Source organism: Halocatena halophila, from assembly GCA_027563145.1.
Classification (GTDB): domain Archaea; phylum Halobacteriota; class Halobacteria; order Halobacteriales; family Haloarculaceae; genus Halocatena; species Halocatena halophila.
Map to the genome: position 1 here is coordinate 2163843 of CP071306.1, position 24849 is coordinate 2188691.

Here is a 24849-nt window from a genome sequence, read left to right on the forward strand (position 1 = left end):
CTACTGCATCCACCAGCGAGCGTCGTGAATGCGGAGTTTCAGCCGTGCCGGAAGCCCCCTGACCGCGTGATCGTCCGGGAACAGTGATTCGTCGAGGCGATAGCGATCGTACAGCTCATCACGTGGCGGCCAGGCCGGCTCGAATGCCTCGAGTAACGGCACCTTCCGACGAAGGAATCGCTGGATCTGATTCAGTCGAACGGATCCGAGCGGCTGACTCTGTGGTCGGTGTTTGAGTATGTCGTCGTCGATGGCTCCAACCGCTTTCCGGAACGTATCGTAGCGTCGGTACTCTGGGGGCGTTTTGAGATGCCAGTCGAGCAGTTCGCTGTCGATGGCAACGAATCCCTCGTAGTAGTTGTCGGCGAGATGAACGTGCATTGGCATCACCGGCTGATTTTTGATGACAAGCAGATCCATCGCGTTGTGAACCGACTCGGTACGTTCCCAGCAGGTTTCGAGCTCGGCCTCGAGCTGTGATCGCAAAAACGCCGTCGGTGACTCCTCAAGCGTGAGATCGACATCGAACAGTGCTTTGGCCGCCTCGGCAACCCGCTCGCTCTCGGCCGGGAAAAAACCAAGCGTGTTGAGCAGCGAATCGATCGGGTCGGGATCCGGCGCAAGCCCTTTCGATGGCAGTTTCATCCCGAACAGTTCGAGTCCGTCGCGTTCGAGGAAGTAGCCCTTGAACAGCGTATCGAACAGCGTCCCGTGATACACCGACTCCATCTCGAACGTGTCGTTGAAGCCGGCGTGGTGAATGTGCAGTGCCTCTTTGATCCCTTGCGTGTAGCGACTCTTCTCGTCTGTTGGCAGCAGATATCGCTCGTCGGGTTGTAACACGGTGTGTGAGACGTCGTACTGGCCAGCAAGATTTTGTGCCACCGTGACTTCACGGGAGTTCGGATTGCCGATCGTGTAGCTTTCTGCTATCGACGGCATCTCAGTTAGAAAAATACGCGAATCGTGGCCTCCCGAGAGCAACAGTCCGGCGGGGTCGGGCGACGTGGCACGCCGATCCACTGCCCGCACCAGCCGCTCGGAAAGCTCACGCGCGTAGTCGAACGACGTCGGCTCGTAGACGAATCGGTCGAGCTCACCGACGTGATCGGCGTTGAGATAGCCGTCAAAGGGCACTCTGTCGATCGACTGGAGGAGCGTCCGTTCGCCGAGCACCGTCCCGAGATGAATGTACTCCAACAGCGAGTCCCGTCGGTACGAAAGCGATGAGCGACGCTGCGTCAACACGGCGAGGTCGGTGCTGAACAGGCGGTCGCCGTCGATATCAGTGTAGAAACACTCCCAGGATCGGACGGGATCGGTGACGACGGTGGCTTGCTCGTCGGTCGCAAACACCGCGAGAAACGAACCGTTCAGTGCATGTACTGCGTCGATCCCCTCTCGATCAAACCGCCCAAACAGCCACTCGGCGAGCGATTCTGCGGCTTTGAGCTCATCGTCTGCGTAGCGCTCGCGTGGATACACCTCGCCCCAGAGACAGCAAAACCCATCGCCGTCGTCGTACACCGAACTTCGACCGTCAACGGCGAGGCCTGGATCGCGAATCCCAACCGTCATCGTCGACGTGCTACAGATCGTATCGAACGTGTCGGCGTTGCGGTGGCGGTCGAACAGCGACCGATCACCAAAGCAGCCGAACAGCTCTTTGTTCATTTTTCGACTCGAAGCAACTGCGTCATCCTGTGTTCTGAGTGTGTACGTCATCACGGTTCTCCTTCAGGAACGGCTGGTTTACTTTCCGAATCTTCATCGTTCTCCATGGTCCTGTCGATCAGTTCCTCACAGACGGCGTCAGTAACGTCCATCGAGAGGAGCGTGAACAACGAGTAGAGAATCGGTGTGTTGTCCTCACCGTCGAGATGCTCGTGGTAGGTTTGCCAGGCTCCCGGTCGGTTCAGTGATGGGAGCGTTTCGAGAAGTGTCTCTCCGGAACGGAGCGTTTCGGTCGGGAACGACTGGGCTCTGATGAGCTCGGTCCGATTTGGCCACGGCGAGTGGTCGTGATACGGCTCTGGCCCCTCGCTGTCGGCAACGTGTTTCCACCAGAAGCCGTGGATGTTTTTCCCCAGGAAATCGATTGGGAACTGGTATTTGATCGGCACACCTGTGTGTGCGTGCGGAATTTCGGCGAGTGTGGGCTCGACCGCTTCGATCGCCTCGTTGACGAAGTTCCGGCGAAGGAAGAATTTCGCGGGAACCTGTTGCTGGAGATCAACAATTCGGTTATCGAGAAACGGCGTCCGATACGGACGCATGTGGGCGAGGCTCTCGGAGAAGATCGCATCCGTATCAGCACTCAGCGGATAGAAGCTGCTGTACATCGCCATATCACGGAGATTCTCAAATCGGACGCCGTGATTTACGTAGCCATCACCGTCGGCCGTGATGTTCCGTTTGAGCACGTCTGCAATCGAGTAGTCGTCTGCGTCGCTGAAGTATGAGAGCGGCTCGATCGTTTCGCTCAGCTGTGCCGAGACGTATTCGTCGATTGTGTCAACCGACTGTGCGATCGGTAGCGTGAGCTTTCCGATGGCGTTGAGTGAGAGCGTTCGTGTCTCGAGTGGGCCGCCACCGAGCAGCGTGTCGGCGTACAATCCAGAGACGAGCACGTCCACATCGTTGCGGATCTCCTCGTCGAAGCCCAGAAAGTACGCCTGATCGAACCAGCCGCTGAAGTTCGAGAGTTTCGGGCCGGTTTCGAGCAGTTCTGCGTCGTAGGAGTCGCCACGTTCGAGCAGTCGGAACGTGTTTCCGGTTGCGAGTGCCGATCGCTGGGCCACTTTTGCCTCCCGGCTCATCCAGTCGGCGTTGTGGAACGTCGTCACCGGCTGGTCGATCGCTGCGAGTGCGAGCCGCGAGTCGCTTCCACCAGAGAGCAACACACCATAATCCAGGTCGTCGTCAGTCCATTCGGAGAACACCTGCTGAATCGTTTCGGTGAACCGATCCTGGAAGTACGAAAACGGCTTGTCGATCGGATCGTGGTGCGGTCGCCAGTACGTTTCGGTCGTTCGCGAAAGCGTCGCCAGATCGATCGTGACGATCGAGCCGGGCGGGAACTGTCTGACCCCGGCGATCGGGCTTTCGATTCCGCCGACACCACGGAGTTCCAGATACTCATACAGATACTCCTCGTCGAAACCAGCCGGCAGCGCCGGGTGTGTCACCAGCGACTGCGATTGTGAGGAGACCAACATGGTGTCCGATTCCGGCTCGGCGAAATAGAGCGGCCGCGTGGCGAATCGGTCGGTTACGAACGAGAGTTCGTTCGCCGACTGATCGTAGATCACGAGCGCGAAGTTTCCGTTGAGTCCACGGACGAAGTTCAGTCCAAACAGATCGTACAGGTGGGCACAAAATGCGGCACTGCCGTCTGGTGGGCCGTTTCGTGGAGAGTAATTGTCTGCCACGCCATAGCCATAGATGTCTCCCCAGACCCAGATCAGTACGTCGTCGCCGGCCCGTGCCGGTTGTTCGCCGGCCAGCAACGAGTGCATCGATCCCTTGAGATCGAGTCGGTCGTCCTGGTACTCGATCGTCTGTTCGTTCTCGTGCCAGCTGATGGCCGATTCCATTCCCGCTGACAGTTCATCGTCGCCAAGTACTGCGCTTATTCCTACCATCTCCCTCCCCCAGTTACGCGTCGTTCGTGTCCAGCGATCCAGTTGGTGGCCTCCTCCCCGAGGCGTATCCAACCGGACATCATCGCTGCTCGGACACGAAAAACGGTCATCGAGTATGTGTACACCCTGACGTTATTTATACGATACGCAAGAGGGCTGTCGTGCTGAACGACCACTATCGATTGGGATGTGCCATTGCAGTGGTGTGCTTTTGTGCTCGACAAACGCTATCGAGCAGGCCACACAGCTCCGTCCACGAGCAATCATCGAGTAGATATTTCACTGAAGAGTGAGACGTATGCGTGATGCTATCAGCACACCGGATGCGAGATTTTGGATCCATCTTGCGCACGCTGTTGTGTGCGGCTTTCGCCACGGCTGTGTTTTTCACTCCGGCAATCTCAATGGCAAACGATCTCGCTGGCACGCCACTCATTCAGTCGACGATCACGAACCTCTCGCTTCTTTTGGCGCTGCTTGTTGGGCCACTGTTTGCTGTCGGCGTTCTCTCGCTCGATCACCTGCTGGATCTGTGTCTCCTTCTCTATCTGAGTAGTGTCGGGTTGTTCATCACGAGCGAGATCATTGTGTCTGTGTTTCAGTTCGAGTGAAGTCTGGGCCCTGCGTCGCCGATCCTGTGGGGAGTGGCGTATGGAATCTGTCTCGTGGTTGGGATCAGATTGTACACGCCAATTGGCTGGGTGGATTCGACACCATAGTGTTAGCAGGAGTGGTGATCGATTACATATCAGAAAATTAATTTACTCAGAATCTGAGTCACTATTTGTGAGGACGAACCTCGAACGCCGGCTCCGGAACCGCGGGCCGGACGGCGTCGTGTATCCCGACTACGCCGGTCACTGTTTCACGAACGTTCCAGGATCGATCGGTGAGGCGCTCAACATGGAGCTGGGTCGCTCTGTTGCGGGAAACGCAATCCCCACCGACGATATTGACACCGTCATCTGTGTGTTGCTGGACGGGCTTGGGATTGAGCGATTTCGCCGGGACGGCGATTCGGTGTCGTTGCTCCGTCGGCTGTCGGACGCCGGCAGCGTTTCGACGCTGACAGCCCCGTTTCCATCGGAGACGGCGGCCGCGATCGCGTCGTTTCACACGGCACGCCCGCCGGCGGCCCATGGCCTACTCGGAGGCACGCTGTGGTGTCCGGCTGTCGGTCGTGTGTTGCGAGCGCTCCGGTTTGCAGTCCCCGGTGGCGAGCCCGAGAGCGGGGTTCAGTTCGGGCTGGATTCCGGGATTTTAAACGACGGCGACACGATCCACCAGCGACTGACTAACGCGGGCGTTGCAAGTCACTGCGTTCAGCCGACACCAACGACGACTGGCACCTACACCGACGCGTTTCTGGCCGGTGCGACCCGTCACGGCTACGATGATCCCACCGAAGCGGGTCGCCTGCTCCGCCGGAGTGTCACCGACGCTGCTGGTGGACCGTCGTTTACGTACTGCTATCTCCCCCACGTCGATATCACCTCCCACGCGCACGGTCCTGATGACGATCGCTATCGGACGGCGATGCGCGATGCGTGCGCCGGCGTCGAGTCAGGACTGGATGCGATCCAGGCGAGCGACGCCGTCGATGTCGATCGGACGCTCGTGGTGTTGCTCGCAGATCACGGCCACGTGAGTGCTGACCCGGAGCGGTTCACCCGATTCGATGCGGATCCGGTGATCGCAGACGCGATGGCTGCGGGACCCCCTCCCGCCGCGCTCACCGGTGGTCCGCGAAGCGTGTTTTTCCATCTTCCGCCGGGGCGTCTCGACGGGGTTCGCCGTCGGCTCGAAGGGCGATACGACGGCCACGTGTTCACCAGGGCGGAGGCGCTCGATGAGCTGGGACTGTTCGGCCCCGAGCCAGGCGCTCGTGCACGTGCGCGGTGTGGTGATCTCGTCTTCGTTCCCGGGGCTGATGGTGCGGGTGGGGAGCTGCTCGCAAGCGAGAAACACAGTTATCACGGCGGACTCAGCGAACGCGAGATGTTGGTGCCCCTCATTGCAGCGCGGCTTGGGGATCTCGACTGAGGTGGTTGTTAGAGCTGTCACTGCGTGTGTCTTTCACATTTATTTCAACACAACTTTATAAGCAATCGGGAAGGCATAGCAACACGAGAGCACAGGTGCGCCGCACGGGCGTTGCGCGTTCGTGTTGAATGCGCCGGGTGCTAGACCCACCCGACGCTGGGCTCTCGTCAAGGAGATACCCATGCAATGGGAGAACACACGCGACCGTAATTGTACCGACTCACTAACCTACTACAGCCACAGCTGTGTCGTCTGCCGGCGACAGCTTCGCGGCCATCGCGATCACCACCTGTGCTGTCCGCTGTGGGGGCGACGATGACACTGCCGCTGTTTCTCTTTCGTGACGAGGATCGCAACTGCGTGAACCTCTCGACCGTCGATTCGCGCGATGAGCTCTCTGAGGCTGAGCTCTATCACGTGGTAGATATCGGCCAGGGGACGTGGTGTCGTCCGTGCCAATCGACTGGCTGTCCGCACGCCACTCGGATCGAACAGATCCTGACAATGGTAGATCTGGCGAGCGAGCGGACGAGCTACGAGCACTTGCCTGGGATTGAGCGGATCACGCGCTATCGCGCAACGGGAGAAACCGTCGTGGCAGCGACGTTTGATACGGGCGCAAAAGTCCGCTATCACGAAACGAACACTGGAGAAATTCACCAGCTCACCTTCTCCGCTGAAGATCCGCAATCACCACTGGAAACGATCGACCGGCCGGGCTGTGCGAGTGCAGCTGATGGCTTGATCGATTTGCTTGATTCCTATGGTCGGTATCGCAGTCTCGGCTGTCCGACTGGGCTTGCTGATCAGCATGCTGCCGTTGGACGGATTACGATTGAGTAGACGATCCGGAAGCGATTTCCATCTCAAATAATTTTTATGTAATAATTAGGTGCCATCCCCTCGATGAATGGTGATTATAAGGGATATTACTCCTCCTCGTCCCACAACAAAATAACTTTAATTATATGATATGTTATGAGGACGATTACGTAGATACTTATATACAATAATCCAGCCACTGAGTCAGGATACCGACCTGCTGAGGGTTCAGCGGGCATGGAAAAGATGCCACTGATAGCTGCCAAAAATGGCTGTAAGAAATTCAAATATAGATATAGTACTATCAATCCAATAATAATTGCCTCAATATAGAAAATAACGTGATCTAATTCGTCATCCATATGCGATACTATTGGAATGCTTACATACGATCTGTGGTTTTACAGAGTACGATATCGCAACTCCCAGCCACAACGCGCACCCATTCGACGAGAGAATGTAACAGTGAATCGTGATTTCATACATCAGGTGATTCAATAAATACTACATATATACAAATTAGTACAGCTACCGTTGCCAGAAACGCCCACCCTGCTGGTGTTTGCGGCGCTGGTCCTCGTATATTCTCGTACTGAACGGGATGATCCTTGAACATTGGATGGATTACGATCAATAGAGGCTGGACTACATACTCGAAAATAGGATAGGCGACAACAAGGAATAAGAATGCCTTCAATCGGTATTTCGTCCGTCGTCTCACTAATTGACGTGTTGCCAGGCAGTGATAAGAAGTTTCTGTTTGACTCAAACCACCGTACGGCTTTGTTGTTGTCCCGTATTCATTTCGTATCGTCGGATCGCTACGCACACCTGGTTTCCAGAACCGCTTGTGGATTCTGGAATTTATTATAATAACCTTTTCGACTGTTCAGAAGAATAGCGTTCCAGGCGCGCCCTCTATTGTGATTTGCTGATCTACAGAATCAGCAGCTCTCGTCATCCCAGATTCGGACGCTAACGGATAATGGAGCGAATGTCGATGAGATACCGCAGATGAAGTGCATGGGCTTTACCAACAAGCACGTCACGACGCTTGCTGAGAACGGAATGGAGTATAAGAAGACCCGAAAGCTCGATTATTCCGCTTTCGATGCGGAGCAAATCACAACGCTCGCTCGAAAACTGGGTGTCCGCATATAACGCGAATTAAGCAGATCCTCACGATGGTGTAGTTCGACAAACCTGAACAAGTCGGAAGTCGAAAGGTGTAGAGAATTGGCTGAACCTCCCCTTTGAAATAGTTCTCAATCTCCAGTCTCGAAGATATATTTAATATATGGTTCTATAAAGAACACAGAAATAATAATTATAGATATCATAGTGGTAATGAATGCCCATCCTGCAGGAGTCTGGGGTAGATATCCACTCACTTGATCGGCAGGCATATTTTGGTCCTTAAACATTGGATGCACTAAAATCAGGATTGGCTGAACTACATACTCGAAAATTGGGAATGTAATGATGAATGCAATAAAGGCAGCTATTCGGTCTTTACTTTCCGCTTTCATATCACTCACGCCTTATTCTATATTTATAATTCTTTGTATATTTGTTTCAACCATCGAAGTGTACTCTCCACCGATATCGACTTTAACGTCATCGTTCCATTGACAGTGCCTTAAGCCCACTCCAGCGGTCCGCCATCCAGTGTAGGGTATTCGATGTACAATCTGAAGCCACTACGCTAAGGATACCGCTTCAGTACCATCAGTCCGCACAAACCGCCAGATGAACTCCATAATATATAAATTATTGACATCTAGCATTGTCTCATAGATCACACACACCACCGCCATGCGCTTCGAACTATCACTGATGTATAAAGATACGGAAATATGAGAGATATTTTCAGCCATGCGAAGAGATAACCGGCTCCGCTGCCCTGTGAGAGTATGCCATCGTCCAAATCAATCAGCGGGCAGACCCAGCAACGGCTGGAACTACTTGGAGACCGCACACGCCTCGAAATCCTGCTCGTTCTCGCACAGTCTCACCGACACGATCCACTCTCACCATCGATGCCAGAGTCCGACCTCCGTCGTCGCGTTGGGGTTGCAGATCCAGGGAGTTTCGGCTACCATCTCCAACAGCTCGCTGATACGTTCGTCGATGAGACCGACTCGGGCTTCCGGCTGACGCCACTCGGAACCGATGTCGTCGGCACGGTTGTCGCCGGACTCGGCGAGGGGCCGACAATCGAACCGACACCCCTGGGCATTGACTGTCCGGGCTGTGATCGTCCGATTCAACTCTCCCACGCTGACGGCCGGCTACAGGTTGGCTGCGCCGACCACCACCTCAACCACCCGATTCGACCGAATCTCCTGCGCGAGCGCTCACCCCACGACCTGGCGGCGACGGCGGTGCTTGGGCTGCTCCAGGAGACTGAATCGATGCGACGTGGCTGCTGTCCGCTCTGTGCCGGCCACTGCGCCACCACAATCGAATCCGGTGACGGCGATACACCGACTTCCTTCGGGGCTTCCTGTGATAGCTGTGGCAATCACACGACGCAGCCGCTCGGCGTGCTGCTCGCTCGCCAGCCAGCGTCGATCGCACTCGCGGAGGCCTCGGGCGTTGATCTGACCGGACTGGAGCTGGTCAGCTGGACGCTTCGTGGCGCTGTCGCTCCGGTTCAAACGCCATCGACCGACCGCAACGTGGTGACCATCGAAACAGAAACGGGCGCGGTGACGTTCACGCTCGACGAAAACGCAAGAATTCTCGATGTCGATTCGTCGGTTTGCAGGGCCACACCGAACTGATCGGCAGCGTTCTGTGCGTGCTGTCCGAACGTGGTACTGAATGACAGCAGTCGACCGCGATATGGTTCGTGACCGCTGCGCACGGCTCCCTGCTGGAGAGCTGTTCAACGCACCACCACTGACGACGCAATTGTTCGACTTGAGGGTGGGGTCAACGAACTGTTCGCCGTCACCACCGCTTCCTCTGACGCCCAGCTAATCGTCAAGTTCGGAACGCACCACTCGGCCAACCACCTCCGTGCCGGCGTAGCCGCCACCGAACTGCTGGCCCACTGGACGACGCTCCCCGTTCCGACGGTGCACGCCACGGCGTTTGAGGACTCACCCCCGTCGGTCATCATGGACCGCTGTCCGGGAACACCGCTCGCCGATGGCTTCGATGACACCGAACGGCTGACTGCCCCCAGCGCGGTTCGGACGCTCGGGCGCGTGATTCGGGACTGCTGGACGGTGCCTGCTTCGACACTGGAGGGCTACGGACGCATTCGATCGCTGGAAGGAACTGCAGATAGCCCACGCGTCGGGGCCGAACACGAGACATTCCGGTCGTGGGTGCGTGCGTACGCCAACCGCTGTTATGGTAGCCCGGCCGCACACGACGCGCTCGAAACCAGTGCGCCGGATGTACTGGAGTATCTCTGTAATCGCACGGCGGTGCTCCCCGAATCACCACCACAATCGCTCATCGTCACGGATCTCTCTCCCGAGAATCTCCTGACTCTCGATGGCATGCCACCAGCGTCACCCACCGAGCTCACTGGATTCGTGGATCTCGACGGGGCGAAAATCGGCCCCCTCGAATTTGCGGCGGTCAACGTTGAGTATTCTGCTCACGCGCGGCGTGGCCGACCCCCAACCGATTCGTCGCGCGCTGTACGACCCACTACCGATCGACCCGGATAGTCCAGAACGGGACTGCTACCGGCTGCTCGCCATGGGCCGGTCTGTCACCGCGCTCGATCGCTGGTACGATCCAACCGGTGAGCGCTTCCAGCGGCGTGGAACGACAATCGCCGCCGAACTCGAACGAATTATCGAGTAATCACAGCCGTTCACAGAGCGCCAGCCCTAATTCGCCCACCTTCGAACGCTCACGCGGACGCACGTCACAAAATGAGTTCTGTCACCAATCACCCGCTCGTTCGACTGGAAACGCTCGTGTTGATCGCTATTGGTGGCTTTGCCGGCTCGAATCTCAGATACGTCGTCGGATTGTTGCTCGCCCCGCAGGCGATTGGTGCCACGCTGGTGGTGAACACGCTGGGGAGTTTCGGTCTGGGGTTCATCCTCTATGAGGCCGAATTCACGGGGCTGCTTGCCGATCGAACCCGGTTGATCGCCGCAACTGGCTTTCTCTCATCATTCACCACCTACAGCACGTTCGCCGTCCAGACGGCACAGCTCGGAGACCCATTCACAATGGGTGTGAACGTCATCGCAACCCACGGCCTCGCCGTTGCTGGCGTCCTGAGTGGTCGCTGGCTCGCCTCGAAAATCCCACGAGGTGCGCAATGACGACGGTCGATCCGGCACACATCGTCGGCACTGGCGGTGCGCTTGGGGCAGTGTTGCGATACGAACTCAGCATGCGAATCGACACCGAGGAGCTTCCACTGGGAACGCTCACGGTCAACGTGGTGGGAAGCTTCGTGCTCGCACTGCTGGCGTTTGTGAGCCCATCGGAGTCGCTGCAGCTGTTCTTCGGAACGGGTGCGTGTGGCTCGTTCACCACGTTCTCCTCGTTCTCGTACGAAATCGTCCGGTTCTGGGAGGCCGGCGAGAAAATCCGAGCGATCGGCTACAGCATCGGGACGCTCAGTGGGGCGGGCGGTGCTATTGGGCTGGCGTGGCTGCTTGCGACCTTCGTTTGAGCGGTCAATTTTCCGGCTTTCGTGGCTTTTTGGTCGAACCAGTCAAACGGGCAAGGGTGTCGCGTAGTATTGTGTCGATGTTGGGCAACCGGGAGTTTCTCGCGCTCTCGGGGACGGCCTTTGCCCGTTCGCAGGCGTATTCGACGATCCTCATCGCGCTGGCGCTGTATGCCGACCAGTTCAACACGACCGGGGCCGTTGAGGGACTGTTCGGAACGGCAATGGCGGCCGCCCAGTTGCTGATCGTCCTCCCCCTCGGACGGTATATCGACACGCACAACGCAAAACGCATTCTCGTCTTCGGGCTCGTGTTCAACGTCCTTGTGTTCGTGGGCTACGCACAGGTACAGACCGTCGCTCACGTGATCATCATGCGGGTTCTTCAGGGCTTTGGCGCGTCTATCCTCTGGATCACCGGCTCAGCGGTGGTCGGCACCGTCGCTCCCGGCGGCGAACGCGGCCAGTGGCTTGGCTCGTACAACCAGGTCGGGGCGTTTTCCTCGCTGGCCGGCGATATGATCGGTGGCATACTGCTGGCCGTGTATGGCTTTCAGGCAACCTATGCGGTTCTCAGCGCGATTACGGTTCTTGCGGCGTTGTTTGCGCTCTGGTTTCTCCGTGATAATCCCGGTGGCAGAAAAGATCCAGAGGAATCGACCGGCGTCGAAACGTTTCGCCAGCTTGGCCGTCGGCAGGCCATCCGTGCGCTGGTGGTGTTTCGTCTCGGCATGTCCTTCGGGAAAATGGCCGTCATCACGTTTGTCCCGATCTACGCCCGCACCGCGTTCGGGATGTCGCCAGTACTCGTCGGCGGTATTCTTGCCGGCGGCAAGCTGACCAAGGCCGCCACACAGGGGATCGTCGGCGGATTCACCGATCAGTTCGGACAGAAACACCGCTTTATCATCGCGGGAGCGTTCTGTTATGCTATCGGCACGGCGATGATCCCGTTGGCTGGCGTTGCATCGCAGTTTGGCTCGGCAGTAACGCTTCACACCGGTGCGATCACTGGGCTCCCCTCCACTGTGACCATCGTTCCGGCGTTTTTCGTCCTGTTTGTCGCCTACGGCGTCTGTGGGGTGGCCGATAGCATCCGGCTTCCGGCGAGCATGGCACTGTTCGTCGAAGAGGGAGAGCAGTTCCAGGCAGTGGCTGGCGCGCTCTCGCTGCGCTCAATCGCCTGGAAACTCGGTCAGGTGATTGGCCCCGTCGTCGTTGGTGTGATCTGGGATCTCACCGACGTGGTAACCGCATTTGGGGTGGCTGCAGGAATCATTGCCGGTGCGACGCTGGTGTTTGGACTGTTGTTCCACGCCGAACCAACGACAACGGCAACGCCAGAGTGATCACTACCACACTATTCAACACGTTGGATAGTGAACACAACCCATGGATGATACTCACACTGAATCGTGTGGTCGGTGTTCGATGAGTGTTGCTGCTTCGATGACCGATGGCGAGCCAGTGATGGCCGACAACCGCATCGAATGTTCCGAACGAGCGCTCAAACGGGCAATGTGGCCACAGCGATTGATCCATCGGATTGCCCACCGGTTGAACGTCGTGGCGACACAATTTGTTTATGGGTGATGGATATGCAATAATATGGGTCTCGGGTGCCAGAGGAGTTTTTGCTGTCGATACCGAAAGGGCGGATGCAGATGGAAGAAAGCGTGACCGGGTTTATTGACCGGGGGACGTGGGGAGACGTGGTTGAATTCGGCGAGCGCATCACGCTCGCCCTTCAGGATAACGGCGTCTCCGGTGGTGATTTCGAAGAGTGGGACGAGTGGCGACCGAAGAGCCACGAACGACTGGACGTCGATGTCAACGAAAAAACCGCCCAGCAGGCGAGCATCGACGAGAGCAAAAGTGAAAAGGAGGGCACCGAACCTGACGACGACATCAAAACGGCGGGCGAGAAGCTCACAGAGTCGTACCAAAAACTCGATGAGGATACGGGCGAGGCGGTCGATAAGTGGAACGAATCGATCGATCACGTCGCTAGAGCGGCGGATTCGGCCGGTCGTAAGGCAATTCGCGCCGTCGAAGGTGCGGTTTATAAAAAGGTGATGACACAGCTCGGGCCGTACTACTTCGATAACGATGTCGTAAGTGCGAATCTCCAGCGGATCGACAACGACGAACCCACCTACCGACTCGAGGTGAACATCAACGACGACGATCTCCGCATCCACATCTCAAACGCGCTTGCGGATTACGAGCGAACAGTGGATCGCTGGCACGTAGACTGTGAAAAAGACACCGAAGCACTCGAAACGGTCGAAGGGATAGAAGTGCCTGAAACTGCCGTTGATTCGGAACCCACGACGAATTAAATCACACAGATCATTACGATATCTGTATTATTTTGTTCTATTGAATCACTCTACAGTGACCAACTTCTCATAAAGCTGATTAATTCTTCTACGTTTTCCAGTTCAATCGAACGGCAAGTCAGAACATTCACAACACTGGCGGGAGTGACGTTTGATATGCCAACCGACACCGCTGTGGTTCTCGCGGCGGGAGAAGGGACTCGACTCCGTCCTTTGACCCGTAACCGCCCGAAACCGATGCTTCCAGCGGGCAATCGTCCGATACTGGAGTACGTGTTGGACGCGCTCATCGAAGCCGGCATCGAGCGGCTCTGTTTGATCGTCGGCTACAAGCGCAGCCGGGTCCAGGAACATTTCGGTCCGACCTATCGTGATGTGCCGATTGAGTACGTTGTCCAACCAAAACAGCTCGGAAGTGGTCATGCTCTCCAGCAAGCCCGTGGGAAACTCGACGGGTCGTTCGTCGTGGTCAACGGCGACCGCGTTATCGAACCGTCGCTCGTTACCGACGTGCTAGAGGCATCAGAGTCGGATGATGCCGCAACGCTTGCCGTGCTCGAACGGCCAGCAGCGAACCGATACGGTGCGGTCGTGATGCGTGATTCGGCAATCGTCGAGCTGATCGAAAAGCCCGAAACGGAGTACCAGCTCGTCAACGGCGGCGTGTACGTCTTCGACGAGCGGATCTTCGATGCACTTGCCGAAACACCCCGTCGGAACGGGAGTTTGCTGTTGACCGATGCGGTCGATATGCTCATCTACGAAGCGACCGTTCGCGGAGTTCGCACAGAGGGGCTGTGGGCCGATGCCACCTATCCGTGGGATCTGCTGACCGTTTCGCGTGCGTTGCTCGAACACCAACTCGTCGATCCGACGGCGCATGAGTCCGATGTCTGGATCGCAGAGAGTGCGATCGTTCACGAGAACGCCACGCTGCAAGGACCAGTTGTCATCGGGCCGGACTGCGAACTCGGTCCCGGAAGCGTTGTCGGACCGAACGTTGCACTCGGTCGCAACGTCACGGTCGGGGCGAATTCGACGCTTGAATCGAGCGTGATCGACACGGACACACGCATCGGTCCGCAGAGTACGCTGCTTGATTGTGTTACCGGACAGGACGTTGATCTCGGTGCTGGAACGATCGTTCCGGGCGGGCCTGCAGACGTGCAGGTCAACGAGAGTCTGTTCCGTGATGAAGATCTCGGAGCCGTGTTCGCCGATCGCGTGACCTGTGGTGGTGGCGTTCGATGTGAGCCGGGCGCGCTCGTGGGAACGAACGCAACGATCGGAACAGGTGTGGTCGTCTCCGGTCATGTGCCGGAGCGAGCAGAGGTGATACGCTAATGTGTGGAATCATCGGCTGTGCTGGTCGGGGCGATTCGACGCTCGACACACTATTGCACGGCCTTTCGAAGCTGGAGTATCGTGGCTATGATTCGGCTGGCGTCGCGCTTTCGGACGACGATCTTACGGTCCGTCGCAAAGCCGGTAAACTCGACGCCCTGGAGACCTCGCTGGGGGCAGATCCACTGCAAAACGGTTCGGGATCTGTGAGCGACAATCCGGTCGGGATCGGCCACACTCGCTGGTCAACCCACGGGCCACCGACCGACGGCAACGCTCACCCCCACCGTGACTGTACGGGTCGGGTCGCCGTCATTCACAACGGCATCATTGAGAACTACCAGGAGCTTCGCGACGAACTCGCAGCCAGTGGCCACGAGTTCGAAAGCGACACTGACACCGAAGTGGTGCCACATCTGATCGAGACGGCACTCGACTCCGGAATGGCACCCGAGGAGGCGGTTCGCGATTCGATCGATCGTCTCGAGGGAGCGTACGCCATCTGTGTGGTAATCGCCGGCGTCGATCAGGTGTTCGCCGCAAGAAACGACTCGCCGCTCGTGCTCGGCGTCAGTGATGATGCGTATTTCTTTGCCAGCGACGTGCCGGCGTTTCGTGAGTTCACCGATAAGGTGATCTATCTCGATGACGGCGAGTTTGCTGTCATCAACCAGAACGGCTACCGCGTGACCGACAGCAACGGGGCGGTCGTCGAAAAGACCGTCAACACCATCGAGTGGGATCCCGAAGAGACCGGCAAAAGCGGCTACGACCACTACATGCTCAAGGAGATCCACGAACAGCCGCGTGCACTCCGGCAGTGTCTCCAGGGGCGTGTCGACGAACTCGCCGGTGAGGTCATTCTCGAGGAGTTGGGTGATGTTAATCCCGATGCCGTTCAGTTCGTCGCCTGTGGTACGTCGTATCACGCAGCACTATATGGCGCACAGCTGTTCCGGTCGATCGGCATTCCTGCCCAGGCCTACATCGCCAGCGAATACGCCACGAGCGTGCCGCCGATCGACGACGATCTCGTGATTGGCGTCACCCAGAGTGGTGAAACCGCCGATACGCTGAGCGCACTCAGGGAGGCACGGCGGCGTGGTGCGAAAACGATGGCTGTGACGAATGTCGTCGGATCGACGGCAGCACGCGAGTGCGATGAAGCGCTCTACATCCGGGCCGGCCCGGAGATCGGCGTTGCTGCGACCAAGACGTTTGCCTCACAGCTCGTGACGCTTGCGCTGCTCAGCCTGTGGATCGACGGTGAGGAGGACAATCGCGACGTAATCGCCGGCTTCAGGGATCTGGCCAGTAACGTTCAGGCCATCCTCGATGACACCAACGCCAGAAAAATTGCCGAGGAGTACCACGATTCTGATGCGTACTTCTTCATCGGTCGGGGGCTTCACCATCCGGTAGCGCTCGAGGGGGCCCTCAAATTCAAAGAGATCAGCTATGAGCACGCCGAGGGCTTTCCGGCTGGGGAGCTCAAGCACGGCCCACTGGCGCTCGTCACCGATAATACGCCAGTGTTCGCCGTCGTCACCGGTGAGGGTGAGCAGGCACGAAAGACCATCGGCAACGTCAAAGAGGTTGAGGCCCGGGATGCACCCGTCATCGCCGTCACAGACGGCCAATCTGATGTCGAACGCTACGCGGACCACGTCCTTGAGATCCCAGAAAGTACACCACGGACAGCGGCCGTGCTGGCAAACGTTCAGCTCCAACTCGTCTCCTACTACGCAGCAGCGCAGCTTGGACGGCCAATTGATAAACCACGGAATCTGGCCAAAAGCGTCACCGTCGAATAATACCATAGCGAACCCGCCTTTTTCTGGACCAGCCTTCTGCTGTATCGAGATACTGCCGCACTTCGGGAGTCGCCAGTATAATTACAAAAACTTCATTCAGGGAATTATTTTCTGTTCGAACGCCGAACACAGTGCTATGGCAACCAGTGATTCGGAGTTCGTAGCAGTCGCCGCGCTGTCAGATATCGAACGAGAGAAACAGACCGTTGTCAGCGTATCGGGACAACCAATCGCGCTGTTCTATCACGATGAAGAAGTGTTTGCCGTCGATAACCGGTGTCCGCACATGGGATTTCCGCTCACTCGCGGAACTGTCGAGGACGGCATTCTCACCTGCCACTGGCACCACGCTCGTTTCGAACTCGAGGAGGGCGATACGTTCGATCTCTTCGCTGGTGACGTGCAGACGTTTCCGACAGAAATCAGAGAGGACACGGTCTATCTCGATCCAGACCCCGAAAGCGAACTCGAACCGGCGGTTCGGTGGCGCAATCGGCTCGCCGATGGACTCGAAGAAAACATTTCGCTCGTGATGGCAAAATCAGTCATTCATCTCGATGGTGCCGGTGATGGGTATCGCACGCCGCTTGAAACGGCGCTCACGTTCGGCACTCGGTATCGCGCGCAGGGCTGGGGTCGAGGACTGACGACGCTTGGCTGTATGGCGACGCTCAGCGATCACGTTGGCGACCGTGATCGACGGCGGGCGATGTTTATGGGTGTGCGCGAGGTTGCCGACGACGCAGCCGGCGAACCGCCTCGCTTCCAGCGATACGCGTTCGAGAATCGGGACCTTTCGAAATCACGGCTAAAGAGCTGGTTCCGTGAAACGTGTGAGGTTCGTGACACTGATGGCGCAGAGCGGTGTCTGCTCACGGCAATTGAGACGCTTGAACCAGCAGCTGTGGCGGAGATTGTTTTCGCGGCGGCGACCGACCACCGCTATCTTGACAGCGGTCACACGGTCGATTTCATCAACACGGCGTTCGAAACCGCGATGGAACTCGGCTGGGAAGAACACGCTCAGAGCGCCCTCGCGTCGACGGTTCCGCTCATTACGGACGCAACACGCTCGGAGGAGCTATCGTCGTGGCGCCAACCGGTCGATATCGCCGCGCTCTGTGCTGGTGCCAACGACGAGCTCGACTCGCTCGTGGCGGCAGGCACAAATCAGGAGTGGACACGACCGGCGGATTTCATCGAGCGGTTGCTTTCGGATGATCCATCGGCCATCATTGATGCGCTGACTGACGCGATTCGAGCTGGGGCAACGACAACACAGCTGGCAGATGCGGTTACCCGTGCAGCCACACGGCGCGTGCTCTGGTTTGCCACGAACAACGAGTTCAGAGACTGGAACACCGTTCATCATACGTTTACCTACGCGAATGCCGTGCATCGGGCCACCATGAAAACGAGCACCCCGGAACTGTATCGGGCCTGTTTCGACGCGGCGATGTCGGTGTATCTGGATCGGTTTCTGAACTCACCGCGTGCACCAGTTCCAGAGCCTGGTGACAGCGATCGCGACCCAGATGCAATCCGCACTGAACTGCTCGAGACGCTTGACGAACAGGGCGGTGTCAATCGTGCGGCCGCGCTCGTCGGCGAGCATTTTGACGCGGCCGGCGATCCATCGGCGCTGAAACACACGCTCGGACGAGGACTGCTTCGCGAGGACGCCAACTTCCATACGCTCCAGAACGTTACCGCCGCGTTCGAGCGATTCGAGGTTCTGGAGGACAGATCAGCACAGCGACGCGCGCTCATGGCCTGTGCACGGTATATGGCGGCACACTTTCCCACACGACGGTCGGCAGAACAGACGTTTTCGATCGCAACGCGTCTCTACGACGGCGAGCGGCTGCACGAGGTGGAGTGACGGCGATTGACTCACCACCCAGAAAACGATGCGGTGATTTTCGAACGGAGCCGTTCGACCGTGGTTGATCCGTTTGGGTTTCGTCGTCGACAGCCGATCTCCGGATCATCGGGGGGTGATGGCCCGTAGCTGTTCCGTTCGCCGATTTCGAGGCGTTGAAACGGATCGTCGATCCCCTGTCTGACAGCGGCTCCTCGGCTGCTGTCCGGTGGGGCTTCGTGTGCGAACCAGTTTCGATCAACGAGCGATTGCTCAGCAGTGACCCCACGGAGATCGACCGCTTCCTGTGGCCGATCGAGCGTGTCGTGTGTGTAGGCGACCGTGTTTCGGACGATCCGGATTGTTTTTCCTGCGAGCAGTTCATCCTCGCAGGTGACGTTCTCGGACAGGCGGTGCATGTCGAATGCGTGTGAGAGTGGATGCTTTCCGACGAGGTTGTTACACGCCACAAAGCCGTTCGTCTCGTGACCAAACGCGGTGACGGCGTGGCGGTTGTAATCGAAGTAGTTTGCGTCGATTCGTGCCCAGCCGTCGTAGAGTTCGACGCCATACCCCAGTGTTTCCATGCGATTGTGGTGAATCGTGTTGTGATCAGCACGGGCGGTGATTGGGTGGTCTTTTGCGCCAAAGGCTATTGCCGCGTGTGGCCATCCCCAGAGCTCGCAGTTGTCGACGCGGGGATCGGTTCCAAAGAGGTGGAGTCCACAGCTGTAGTACTGTTCGGCGGCTCTGGGACGCTCGCGTGGATCGAACTGTTCGGTTCGCGGGCCACGTATCCGCAGGCCAGTCACTCGAACGTCGGGTGCGCGGGATCGAAACAGCCATCGCTGGTGGTCGTCGGTGAACACCAGCGCTCCGTCCGAGCGCCCGCGTCCAGAGGCGAGCGTCACCCCTGCCGGGAGGTGGATCGTTTCTGCGCTCGTCAGATCGATTTCGGCGTCATCGCGCACATAGATTGTGGCGTTACGGTCGGCAGATTCGATGGCCGTCTGGAGTTCACTCGCGCAGCACACCACGCGGTCTGCGGTGGCTGGATCGACGGTGGGCTCGATTGTGCCACCGATCTCCGGGTGAGTTCGTTCGAGCATCGATTTGGGCATGGTATGTAGTGGTGGTGGCGTCCGAAACCGCTGTGGGTCGGTCGGTTCGTAACAGTTAGTTGATGAGGAAACGCCTGGATGAGTATGCAGTTTGTCTCTCTGGAGGCGACCGAACCGTCCGTTTGCCGGTTCACTGAGGAGCTCTGGCTGTCGTACAATCGAACGCTCGAGCAAACGGTCAAGCGCTTTGCGTTGAACGATGACGACGAACTGATCGACGCCGAGGTCGAGTTCCGGTTGGATCGGCTTACAGAGCCGGAGTACGAACTGCTCGTCGTACTCAACACCGACGATCCGGTTGAATCAATCGCCAGCACTGATGCCGAGCTGGTGGGTTTCATCTCAGCGGAAATTGAGGACTCCCCAGCGGTTTTCGACGCGCCGGATTCGCTCCGAATTGGGGATTTCTTCGTCACAGAACCGTTTCGAGGGTCGGGGCTTGCGGCGGAGCTAGTGGCATGGGCCGTTGATCGGGCTGACCGTGAGGACTGTCCGGAGCTCTCCCTTGAGGTGGACATCGATAATGAGCGTGCAAAGGCGTTCTACGACCGGCTGGGATTTGAGACGGTCAAACAGACGCGTGCGGTTTCGAGAACGACGGTCGAAGCACGATTAGAGTGAGTTTCAGGCGAGATCGCTGTCTCGGAATCGCCAGTAAGCAATCACGAGCGGAACGACGAGCCAGGCGATGATGATCACCCATCCGAACCAGCCTTCGAGGAAGAAGGGATCTGGACCTTCGATATAGATGGATGGGGTCTCGAGGAACGCACGACGTGGATTGAGACGTTGGAGGAAAAGGACCCAGTTTGGTCCGGGATCCGGCTGATATCCTCCAGTTTGTGGATTGAACTCCATAGGGTCGATGAATCTTGCGAAGTACCCGTAGATCAAGTCCCACAGAAACGAAAACAAAATCGTCAACCCAAGTGCGCCAATTGCGGCCTTCATTGAGGAGCGCATGGCGGTCGAAAAGGCCACTGCGATCGCCACGAAGACAACACCGAACAGCGTGATCTCACCGATGGCGAGGAAAAACTCGGTTACCGAAAAGAGATCAGTGAACAGTATCGTCTGCACACCGACGAGCGCGAAGCCGATCGCCATCGTCACGAGGACGATTGCAGCTCGGCCGATGAACTTCCCGAGAAGAATGTCTCGTCGGCTGTGTGGCAGCGTGAGCAGCAGTTTGAGACTTCCCGACTCTCGCTCGCCGACAACGGCCTTATAGCCAACCATCACGCCGAGCAACGGTATTATGACACCGAGTTTTCCGAGAATGCCATCGTAGAGATCGATGAAGGTTCCACCCGGACCGAGTCTGGAGCGATGGTAATGGAAGGTGAGCGATGTGAATCCCACGAAAAACGCCACCAGCAACTGGAGTGTCCGCGCCCGGATGGCGTCCTCGAAATCTTTCTTAGCAATCAGTAGCGTGCTCATATGCGATCACCAGGGGTGGTGTGTGGTATCTGAAATCTCATAGCGTTCTCGTGAGCCATCGCTGGCAGCCGAATCCGAATGCGCCGATCGCTCCGATGATTGCACCTAGTCGGAGCAAAACCGCCTGCAGCGGTGGGCGTGGACTGATCCGAATGAGGACAATAGAATGGTAGCGACCATCCCTTTCGACCTGTACGATCCTCTGGATTTTCGTGTGTCGACGCTGCACTTCGGCCTCTGTGGTCGGGGGAGCCGTCGCTTCGCTTCCAGGTGGTGCAATCGACAGCCAGGGCTCTGGCAGCTTCTTGATTGGAGTGACGGTGGTTTCATATTGGTTGTCACTCTGTGGAACGTCGTCGAACCACCGTTGCGCCGAGGGTGAGAGATTCTCGTAGTGAATCGTGGCGTCCGCATGCTCCAGTGGCTCTGCCGTACTGTTTGGATCACGCTGGGTCTCGACGGCGGGATCCTGTGCAGGCAGTGACCCAACGAGTACAACCGCGTACAACAGCAGACCGACCAGCAACAGCACAGCCCAGAGGGACGGGCGCTTCACGCGAGATCACTCCGTTCGAAGTGGAGATACGCAATCCCGAGTGGAACGACGAGCCACACCACCAGAATGACGACGCTAAACCACGGTTCGAGATAGAATGCACTACCGTCGTACAGCGGCGGGGTGACATCCGCGAACGCGTGGCGAGGGTTGAATCGCTTGAGCAGATAGAACCATTCGGGAAGTTCGGATATCCCCACTGAATCGTTCGAGGCTGGTTCCAAAAACGACTTGACGAGCGTGAGCACCGAATCCCAGAGAAAGACAAACAGTACCATCAGTCCGAATGCTCCCCACATGGCAAGCAAGGACGAACGCAGTGTGGTCGAAAACGCGATGGCGATTGCCACGAAGGTCACGCCGACCAGTGCCGTTTTCACTGCAGCTGTTGCATAGACCGTAATCGAAAATAGCTCCGAGCTGGCAGCGAACTGCACCCCGACAACGAAAAAGGCGAGAAACACCGAACAGACCATCACCATTGCTCTCCCCAGAAATTTTCCGAGAATGACGTCCCGTCGGCTGTGTGGCAGTGTGAGCAGCAGTTTGAGACTTCCAGATTCACGTTCGCCGACGATTGATTTATAGCCCAGCAACGTCCCGACCACCGGAATGAGAAACAACAACTGCTCTGTCAACCAGGGTCCGATAGAACTGGGTAGCCAGAGGGCTGATAATCGTGCACTCCTATCGACGTATAACTGAAAGTACAGCAGAATCACCAGAACTATCGCCAGCAACATTGTCACTCCCACGAACGCCCGTGAACGGAGTGCGTCCTCGAACTCCTTTCTGGCTATTGTGAGTGCACTCACAGATTCTCACCACGACCTCTGATAGGTATTCTGCACCTGAATTGTCACTGTGATTGAGTGATAACGCAGCTATCGTGAACGTTTCGATTCAAATGATTTTGTTGCAGCTATTTCATCCTTGATCTGGTAGAATATAGTAACAAATCATTCAGTATTGATTGTGGATAACTGGTTGCTTGTGTTGAATTTCGACGCGTTCATTGCGTGTCGGTTGATTATCACGACAGATCATGTACTCACATTCCATCGAAGTAATTTCATCGAGGTGGCGATGAGATGTGGCCCTGGACGCACGTTGCTGTCGGCTATCTCTGCTATTCGATCGCCTGTCGATACAGCGACAGTCGTCCGAGTGCCGACGCAACCGCAACGGTCCTGCTTGGCGCTCTGCTCCCGGATCTGATCGATAAGCCCCTCTCCTGGATTGCTGGATTGTTTCCGCAGGGATACGCTATTGGTCACTCGATCGTGCTCGTCGTTCCGCTTGGTGCTGGTGGCTATCTGTTTGCACGAAGCCGTAATCGACGGGCCCCAGCCATTGCATTCATGGTGGGACTGTACTCGCACCTGCTCGGTGATCTCCTGTTCGGCTGGCTGCGATCGAGTCCATACGCACTCGATCGCGTGCTCTGGCCGCTGGTGTCGTTGCCGCCGTACGACCGCCCGGTGATCGTTCGTCTCGAAGAGTACGTCTCCGTCTTTACCGGCTTTCAGACCACCGGCGAAGCGCTGATTGTCATCGTCGGTGCCGGCATCGTTTATGCGACGCTTGGGCTCTGGGTTCTCGATGGCCGGCCCGGAATCGGGCCGATCAAGCGCGCACTGGAGCCGTCCTACGAGGAGTACGCCGACCGCTCCGAATGACGATCAGTGGGTGGCCGCCGACGGATCGTTCGTGTACTCGGCAAACAACGCCTCGAGCGAGCGTTCTTCGGTGCTGAAATCCTCGACGGTGGCGTGCTCATGAATGGCTGTCAACACTGCGCTCTTTACGTCGTCGCTTGCCTCAACGGTGACCGTTCGATCATCGATCGTCACTGAGCTGACGCCGTTGAGCGCTTTGAGGATGGACGCAAGTGACGATGGGACGGTTTCGAGCTCGAACGCTAGCGTGGTCTCGCTGTCGAGTTGCTCGCGTAGTCCGTCGATCGTGTTCTCAGCAACGAGTTCACCGTCCCGGAGAATGCCCACCCGATCACAGACGGCCTCAACCTGTTCGAGAATGTGACTTGAGAAAAAGACCGCCGTGCCGCGTTCGTTTTCGGTTCTGATCACCTCGCGAAGCTCCTGTGCGCCGTTTGGATCGAGTCCGGTCGTTGGCTCGTCGAGAATCAGTAGCTCCGGTGACCCGACGAGCGCCATCGCGAGCACGAGACGCTGTTTCATCCCTTTCGAATACCCTCCGGCTGGACGATCTCCGGCACCGTCGAGACCAACACGGGATAGCAACTCGTCGGGATCGTCGTCACTCCCTTTCGAGTCGATCGCAAACTGAAGATGCTTTCGCCCGCTCAGCCGGTCGTAGATGTCATACCCCTCTGGAACGACACCGATGCGCTCACGGATCGCTGTCGAATTCTCGTTTGCGTCCTGGCCGAGCACTCGTGCAGTCCCTGCGGTCGGACTGATCAGATCCAGCAGGATGTTGATTGTCGTCGATTTTCCCGCCCCGTTCGGCCCAAGAAAGCCATATATTTCACCAGTCTCCACTGTCAACTCCACGCCATCGACTGCCGTCACGTCATCGTACTCCTTGGTTATCCCACGGAGCTCGATCGCTGACATATCCCTCCCTCCAGTGGACTGCTTCTAATACTTTCGGGTATAGATATACTTCCTGTTTGTCACTCTGTCCGATCTTGGAGTCGAGTTTGACACCCAGCGACGGCGTACTGGACGGCTGCAAGCACGCCCGTTGCAACGAAGATGTAGGCTATTGAATCGCTGGTGAGATGAACAGCCCTGGGAGTCCAACCAGGTCCCACAGGCCACTGATCCCGTAGATGGCGATGGCTGCAAGGAACCACGGTCCCACGAGTACCAACAGTCGACCGTTTGCTCTGAGCACGGCTGCAGGGGAGGTGGGATGTGGCTCGGAGTGCTGTTGGTCTGCTCCCTGGACCACAGCATAGTAGAGCCCGATGACCAGCCCGGTGTAATTGAGCCCTCGACCGACGATGGGAACCCATGCAAACCAGGAGAGCATCGTCCAGAACCCGATGACAATAGCGATCGAGATCGTATCTGGACTGCGATCAAAAATGTCACTTGATGTGGACATAGTGCGGCATTTGGTGGCAATGCAAAGTGTGCAACGATTCAATAGGGCTACAGCCGGTTCGATCAAAATCGCTCAGGCGTCTCGACCATCTATCGGATCCGACACCACA

Annotated in this window: 24 protein-coding genes; 15 read left to right on the forward strand and 9 right to left on the reverse strand. The window is 57.3% G+C overall.

Translation table 11 applies throughout. From position 1 onward, the window contains the following. Together JXQ78_RS11545 and JXQ78_RS11550 are read right to left on the reverse strand one after the other, a co-directional pair. Complete coding sequence (locus tag JXQ78_RS11545; RefSeq protein ID WP_330630916.1) at window positions 1-1725, reverse strand: asparagine synthase-related protein; 1725 nt, start codon at window positions 1723-1725, stop codon at window positions 1-3. After that, entirely contained in the window at window positions 1725-3644 is a 1920-nt protein-coding gene (locus JXQ78_RS11550) for an asparagine synthase-related protein (protein ID WP_330630917.1), read from the reverse strand. Before JXQ78_RS11550 ends, JXQ78_RS11545 begins: the two co-directional genes overlap by 1 nt. A 305-nt stretch (window positions 3645-3949) precedes the next feature. Between JXQ78_RS11550 and JXQ78_RS11555 the strand changes: the two genes are divergently transcribed. From JXQ78_RS11555 to JXQ78_RS11565, 3 genes are all read left to right on the forward strand, one after another. Then, the gene (locus JXQ78_RS11555) at window positions 3950-4255 is read left to right on the forward strand and encodes a hypothetical protein (protein WP_330630918.1); all 306 of its coding nucleotides are present in this window, start codon (window positions 3950-3952) and stop codon (window positions 4253-4255) included. Window positions 4256-4430: 175 nt separating this feature from the next. Further along, on the forward strand, window positions 4431-5687 hold the full coding sequence (locus tag JXQ78_RS11560; protein ID WP_330630919.1) for an alkaline phosphatase family protein: 1257 nt from the start codon (window positions 4431-4433) through the stop codon (window positions 5685-5687). Window positions 5688-6002: 315 nt separating this feature from the next. Beyond that, window positions 6003-6530 carry a hypothetical protein gene (locus JXQ78_RS11565; RefSeq protein ID WP_330630920.1) on the forward strand — a complete coding sequence of 176 codons (528 nt, stop codon included), beginning with the start codon at window positions 6003-6005 and terminating at the stop codon, window positions 6528-6530. Between the two features lie 1244 nt (window positions 6531-7774). Here JXQ78_RS11565 and JXQ78_RS11570 read toward each other — a convergent pair. Further along, window positions 7775-8038 carry a hypothetical protein gene (locus JXQ78_RS11570; protein ID WP_330630921.1) on the reverse strand — a complete coding sequence of 88 codons (264 nt, stop codon included), beginning with the start codon at window positions 8036-8038 and terminating at the stop codon, window positions 7775-7777. A gap of 384 nt (window positions 8039-8422) precedes the next feature. Between JXQ78_RS11570 and JXQ78_RS11575 the strand changes: the two genes are divergently transcribed. The 10 genes from JXQ78_RS11575 to JXQ78_RS11620 all read left to right on the forward strand — a co-directional run bounded on the left by JXQ78_RS11575 (window position 8423) and on the right by JXQ78_RS11620 (window position 18545). Beyond that, the gene (locus JXQ78_RS11575; protein ID WP_330630922.1) at window positions 8423-9295 is read left to right on the forward strand and encodes a DUF7351 domain-containing protein; all 873 of its coding nucleotides are present in this window, start codon (window positions 8423-8425) and stop codon (window positions 9293-9295) included. A 198-nt stretch (window positions 9296-9493) separates the two neighbouring features. Continuing rightward, a complete protein-coding gene (locus tag JXQ78_RS11580) occupies window positions 9494-10198 on the forward strand; it encodes a phosphotransferase (protein ID WP_330632822.1) in 705 nt (234 codons plus the stop codon). Between the two features lie 210 nt (window positions 10199-10408). After that, the gene (locus JXQ78_RS11585) at window positions 10409-10810 is read left to right on the forward strand and encodes a fluoride efflux transporter FluC (protein ID WP_330630923.1); all 402 of its coding nucleotides are present in this window, start codon (window positions 10409-10411) and stop codon (window positions 10808-10810) included. Continuing rightward, complete coding sequence (crcB, locus tag JXQ78_RS11590; protein WP_330630924.1) at window positions 10807-11166, forward strand: fluoride efflux transporter CrcB; 360 nt, start codon at window positions 10807-10809, stop codon at window positions 11164-11166. Before JXQ78_RS11585 ends, crcB begins: the two co-directional genes overlap by 4 nt. A gap of 56 nt (window positions 11167-11222) precedes the next feature. Then, the gene (locus JXQ78_RS11595) at window positions 11223-12512 is read left to right on the forward strand and encodes an MFS transporter (RefSeq protein WP_330630925.1); all 1290 of its coding nucleotides are present in this window, start codon (window positions 11223-11225) and stop codon (window positions 12510-12512) included. Between the two features lie 82 nt (window positions 12513-12594). Further along, window positions 12595-12756 (forward strand): hypothetical protein, encoded by a 162-nt coding sequence (locus tag JXQ78_RS11600; protein ID WP_330630926.1) that lies wholly within the window; start codon window positions 12595-12597, stop codon window positions 12754-12756. A 71-nt stretch (window positions 12757-12827) separates the two neighbouring features. Next, entirely contained in the window at window positions 12828-13505 is a 678-nt protein-coding gene (locus JXQ78_RS11605; protein WP_330632823.1) for a DUF5828 family protein, read from the forward strand. 156 nt (window positions 13506-13661) lie between these two features. Further along, window positions 13662-14849: a bifunctional sugar-1-phosphate nucleotidylyltransferase/acetyltransferase gene (glmU, locus tag JXQ78_RS11610; RefSeq protein ID WP_330630927.1), complete on the forward strand. Its 1188-nt coding sequence runs from the start codon at window positions 13662-13664 to the stop codon at window positions 14847-14849. Then, a complete protein-coding gene (gene glmS, locus JXQ78_RS11615; RefSeq protein ID WP_330630928.1) occupies window positions 14849-16663 on the forward strand; it encodes a glutamine--fructose-6-phosphate transaminase (isomerizing) in 1815 nt (604 codons plus the stop codon). The genes glmU and glmS overlap by 1 nt, the downstream gene beginning before the upstream one ends. A 136-nt stretch (window positions 16664-16799) precedes the next feature. Next, complete coding sequence (locus JXQ78_RS11620) at window positions 16800-18545, forward strand: Rieske (2Fe-2S) protein (RefSeq protein WP_330630929.1); 1746 nt, start codon at window positions 16800-16802, stop codon at window positions 18543-18545. A gap of 11 nt (window positions 18546-18556) precedes the next feature. Here the strand turns inward: JXQ78_RS11620 and JXQ78_RS11625 are convergent, their stop codons facing one another. Next, the gene (locus JXQ78_RS11625) at window positions 18557-19645 is read right to left on the reverse strand and encodes a right-handed parallel beta-helix repeat-containing protein (RefSeq protein WP_330630930.1); all 1089 of its coding nucleotides are present in this window, start codon (window positions 19643-19645) and stop codon (window positions 18557-18559) included. An 84-nt stretch (window positions 19646-19729) separates the two neighbouring features. Between JXQ78_RS11625 and JXQ78_RS11630 the strand changes: the two genes are divergently transcribed. Then, window positions 19730-20266 (forward strand): GNAT family N-acetyltransferase, encoded by a 537-nt coding sequence (locus JXQ78_RS11630; protein ID WP_330630931.1) that lies wholly within the window; start codon window positions 19730-19732, stop codon window positions 20264-20266. 3 nt (window positions 20267-20269) lie between these two features. On the opposite strand, the gene JXQ78_RS11635 is transcribed toward JXQ78_RS11630, so the two are convergent. Genes JXQ78_RS11635 through JXQ78_RS11645 form a run of 3 tightly spaced genes read right to left on the reverse strand, consistent with a single transcriptional unit; the run spans window position 20270 to window position 22459 of the window. Continuing rightward, window positions 20270-21088, reverse strand: coding sequence for an ABC transporter permease (locus JXQ78_RS11635; RefSeq protein ID WP_330630932.1), 819 nt, complete (start codon window positions 21086-21088; stop codon window positions 20270-20272). Window positions 21089-21125: 37 nt separating this feature from the next. Continuing rightward, a complete protein-coding gene (locus JXQ78_RS11640; RefSeq protein WP_330630933.1) occupies window positions 21126-21644 on the reverse strand; it encodes a hypothetical protein in 519 nt (172 codons plus the stop codon). Further along, complete coding sequence (locus tag JXQ78_RS11645; protein ID WP_330630934.1) at window positions 21641-22459, reverse strand: ABC transporter permease subunit; 819 nt, start codon at window positions 22457-22459, stop codon at window positions 21641-21643. Before JXQ78_RS11645 ends, JXQ78_RS11640 begins: the two co-directional genes overlap by 4 nt. 276 nt (window positions 22460-22735) lie before the next feature. Between JXQ78_RS11645 and JXQ78_RS11650 the strand changes: the two genes are divergently transcribed. Next, the gene (locus JXQ78_RS11650) at window positions 22736-23323 is read left to right on the forward strand and encodes a metal-dependent hydrolase (RefSeq protein ID WP_330630935.1); all 588 of its coding nucleotides are present in this window, start codon (window positions 22736-22738) and stop codon (window positions 23321-23323) included. A gap of 3 nt (window positions 23324-23326) precedes the next feature. On the opposite strand, the gene JXQ78_RS11655 is transcribed toward JXQ78_RS11650, so the two are convergent. Both JXQ78_RS11655 and JXQ78_RS11660 read right to left on the reverse strand, forming a co-directional pair. Next, on the reverse strand, window positions 23327-24244 hold the full coding sequence (locus tag JXQ78_RS11655) for an ABC transporter ATP-binding protein (protein ID WP_330630936.1): 918 nt from the start codon (window positions 24242-24244) through the stop codon (window positions 23327-23329). 148 nt (window positions 24245-24392) lie between these two features. Further along, window positions 24393-24740, reverse strand: a complete 348-nt coding sequence (locus JXQ78_RS11660) for a hypothetical protein (RefSeq protein WP_330630937.1) — start codon at window positions 24738-24740, stop codon at window positions 24393-24395. Window positions 24741-24849: the final 109 nt, after the last annotated feature.

Excerpts from the sequence above, each read along its gene's own strand:
- JXQ78_RS11630 (WP_330630931.1), top strand. The coding sequence starts at position 19,730 with ATGCAGTTTGTCTCTCTGGAGGCGACCGAACCGTCCGTTTGCCGGTTC.
- JXQ78_RS11550 (WP_330630917.1), bottom strand. The coding sequence starts at position 3,644 with ATGGTAGGAATAAGCGCAGTACTTGGCGACGATGAACTGTCAGCGGGA.
- JXQ78_RS11585 (WP_330630923.1), top strand. The coding sequence starts at position 10,409 with ATGAGTTCTGTCACCAATCACCCGCTCGTTCGACTGGAAACGCTCGTG.
- JXQ78_RS11570 (WP_330630921.1), bottom strand. The coding sequence starts at position 8,038 with ATGAAAGCGGAAAGTAAAGACCGAATAGCTGCCTTTATTGCATTCATC.
- JXQ78_RS11565 (WP_330630920.1), top strand. The coding sequence starts at position 6,003 with ATGACACTGCCGCTGTTTCTCTTTCGTGACGAGGATCGCAACTGCGTG.
- JXQ78_RS11605 (WP_330632823.1), top strand. The coding sequence starts at position 12,828 with ATGGAAGAAAGCGTGACCGGGTTTATTGACCGGGGGACGTGGGGAGAC.
- JXQ78_RS11655 (WP_330630936.1), bottom strand. The coding sequence starts at position 24,244 with ATGTCAGCGATCGAGCTCCGTGGGATAACCAAGGAGTACGATGACGTG.
- JXQ78_RS11575 (WP_330630922.1), top strand. The coding sequence starts at position 8,423 with ATGCCATCGTCCAAATCAATCAGCGGGCAGACCCAGCAACGGCTGGAA.
- JXQ78_RS11660 (WP_330630937.1), bottom strand. The coding sequence starts at position 24,740 with ATGTCCACATCAAGTGACATTTTTGATCGCAGTCCAGATACGATCTCG.
- JXQ78_RS11545 (WP_330630916.1), bottom strand. The coding sequence starts at position 1,725 with ATGACGTACACACTCAGAACACAGGATGACGCAGTTGCTTCGAGTCGA.
- crcB (WP_330630924.1), top strand. The coding sequence starts at position 10,807 with ATGACGACGGTCGATCCGGCACACATCGTCGGCACTGGCGGTGCGCTT.
- glmU (WP_330630927.1), top strand. The coding sequence starts at position 13,662 with ATGCCAACCGACACCGCTGTGGTTCTCGCGGCGGGAGAAGGGACTCGA.
- JXQ78_RS11650 (WP_330630935.1), top strand. The coding sequence starts at position 22,736 with ATGTGGCCCTGGACGCACGTTGCTGTCGGCTATCTCTGCTATTCGATC.
- JXQ78_RS11600 (WP_330630926.1), top strand. The coding sequence starts at position 12,595 with ATGAGTGTTGCTGCTTCGATGACCGATGGCGAGCCAGTGATGGCCGAC.
- glmS (WP_330630928.1), top strand. The coding sequence starts at position 14,849 with ATGTGTGGAATCATCGGCTGTGCTGGTCGGGGCGATTCGACGCTCGAC.
- JXQ78_RS11635 (WP_330630932.1), bottom strand. The coding sequence starts at position 21,088 with ATGAGCACGCTACTGATTGCTAAGAAAGATTTCGAGGACGCCATCCGG.
- JXQ78_RS11555 (WP_330630918.1), top strand. The coding sequence starts at position 3,950 with ATGCTATCAGCACACCGGATGCGAGATTTTGGATCCATCTTGCGCACG.
- JXQ78_RS11625 (WP_330630930.1), bottom strand. The coding sequence starts at position 19,645 with ATGCCCAAATCGATGCTCGAACGAACTCACCCGGAGATCGGTGGCACA.
- JXQ78_RS11620 (WP_330630929.1), top strand. The coding sequence starts at position 16,800 with ATGGCAACCAGTGATTCGGAGTTCGTAGCAGTCGCCGCGCTGTCAGAT.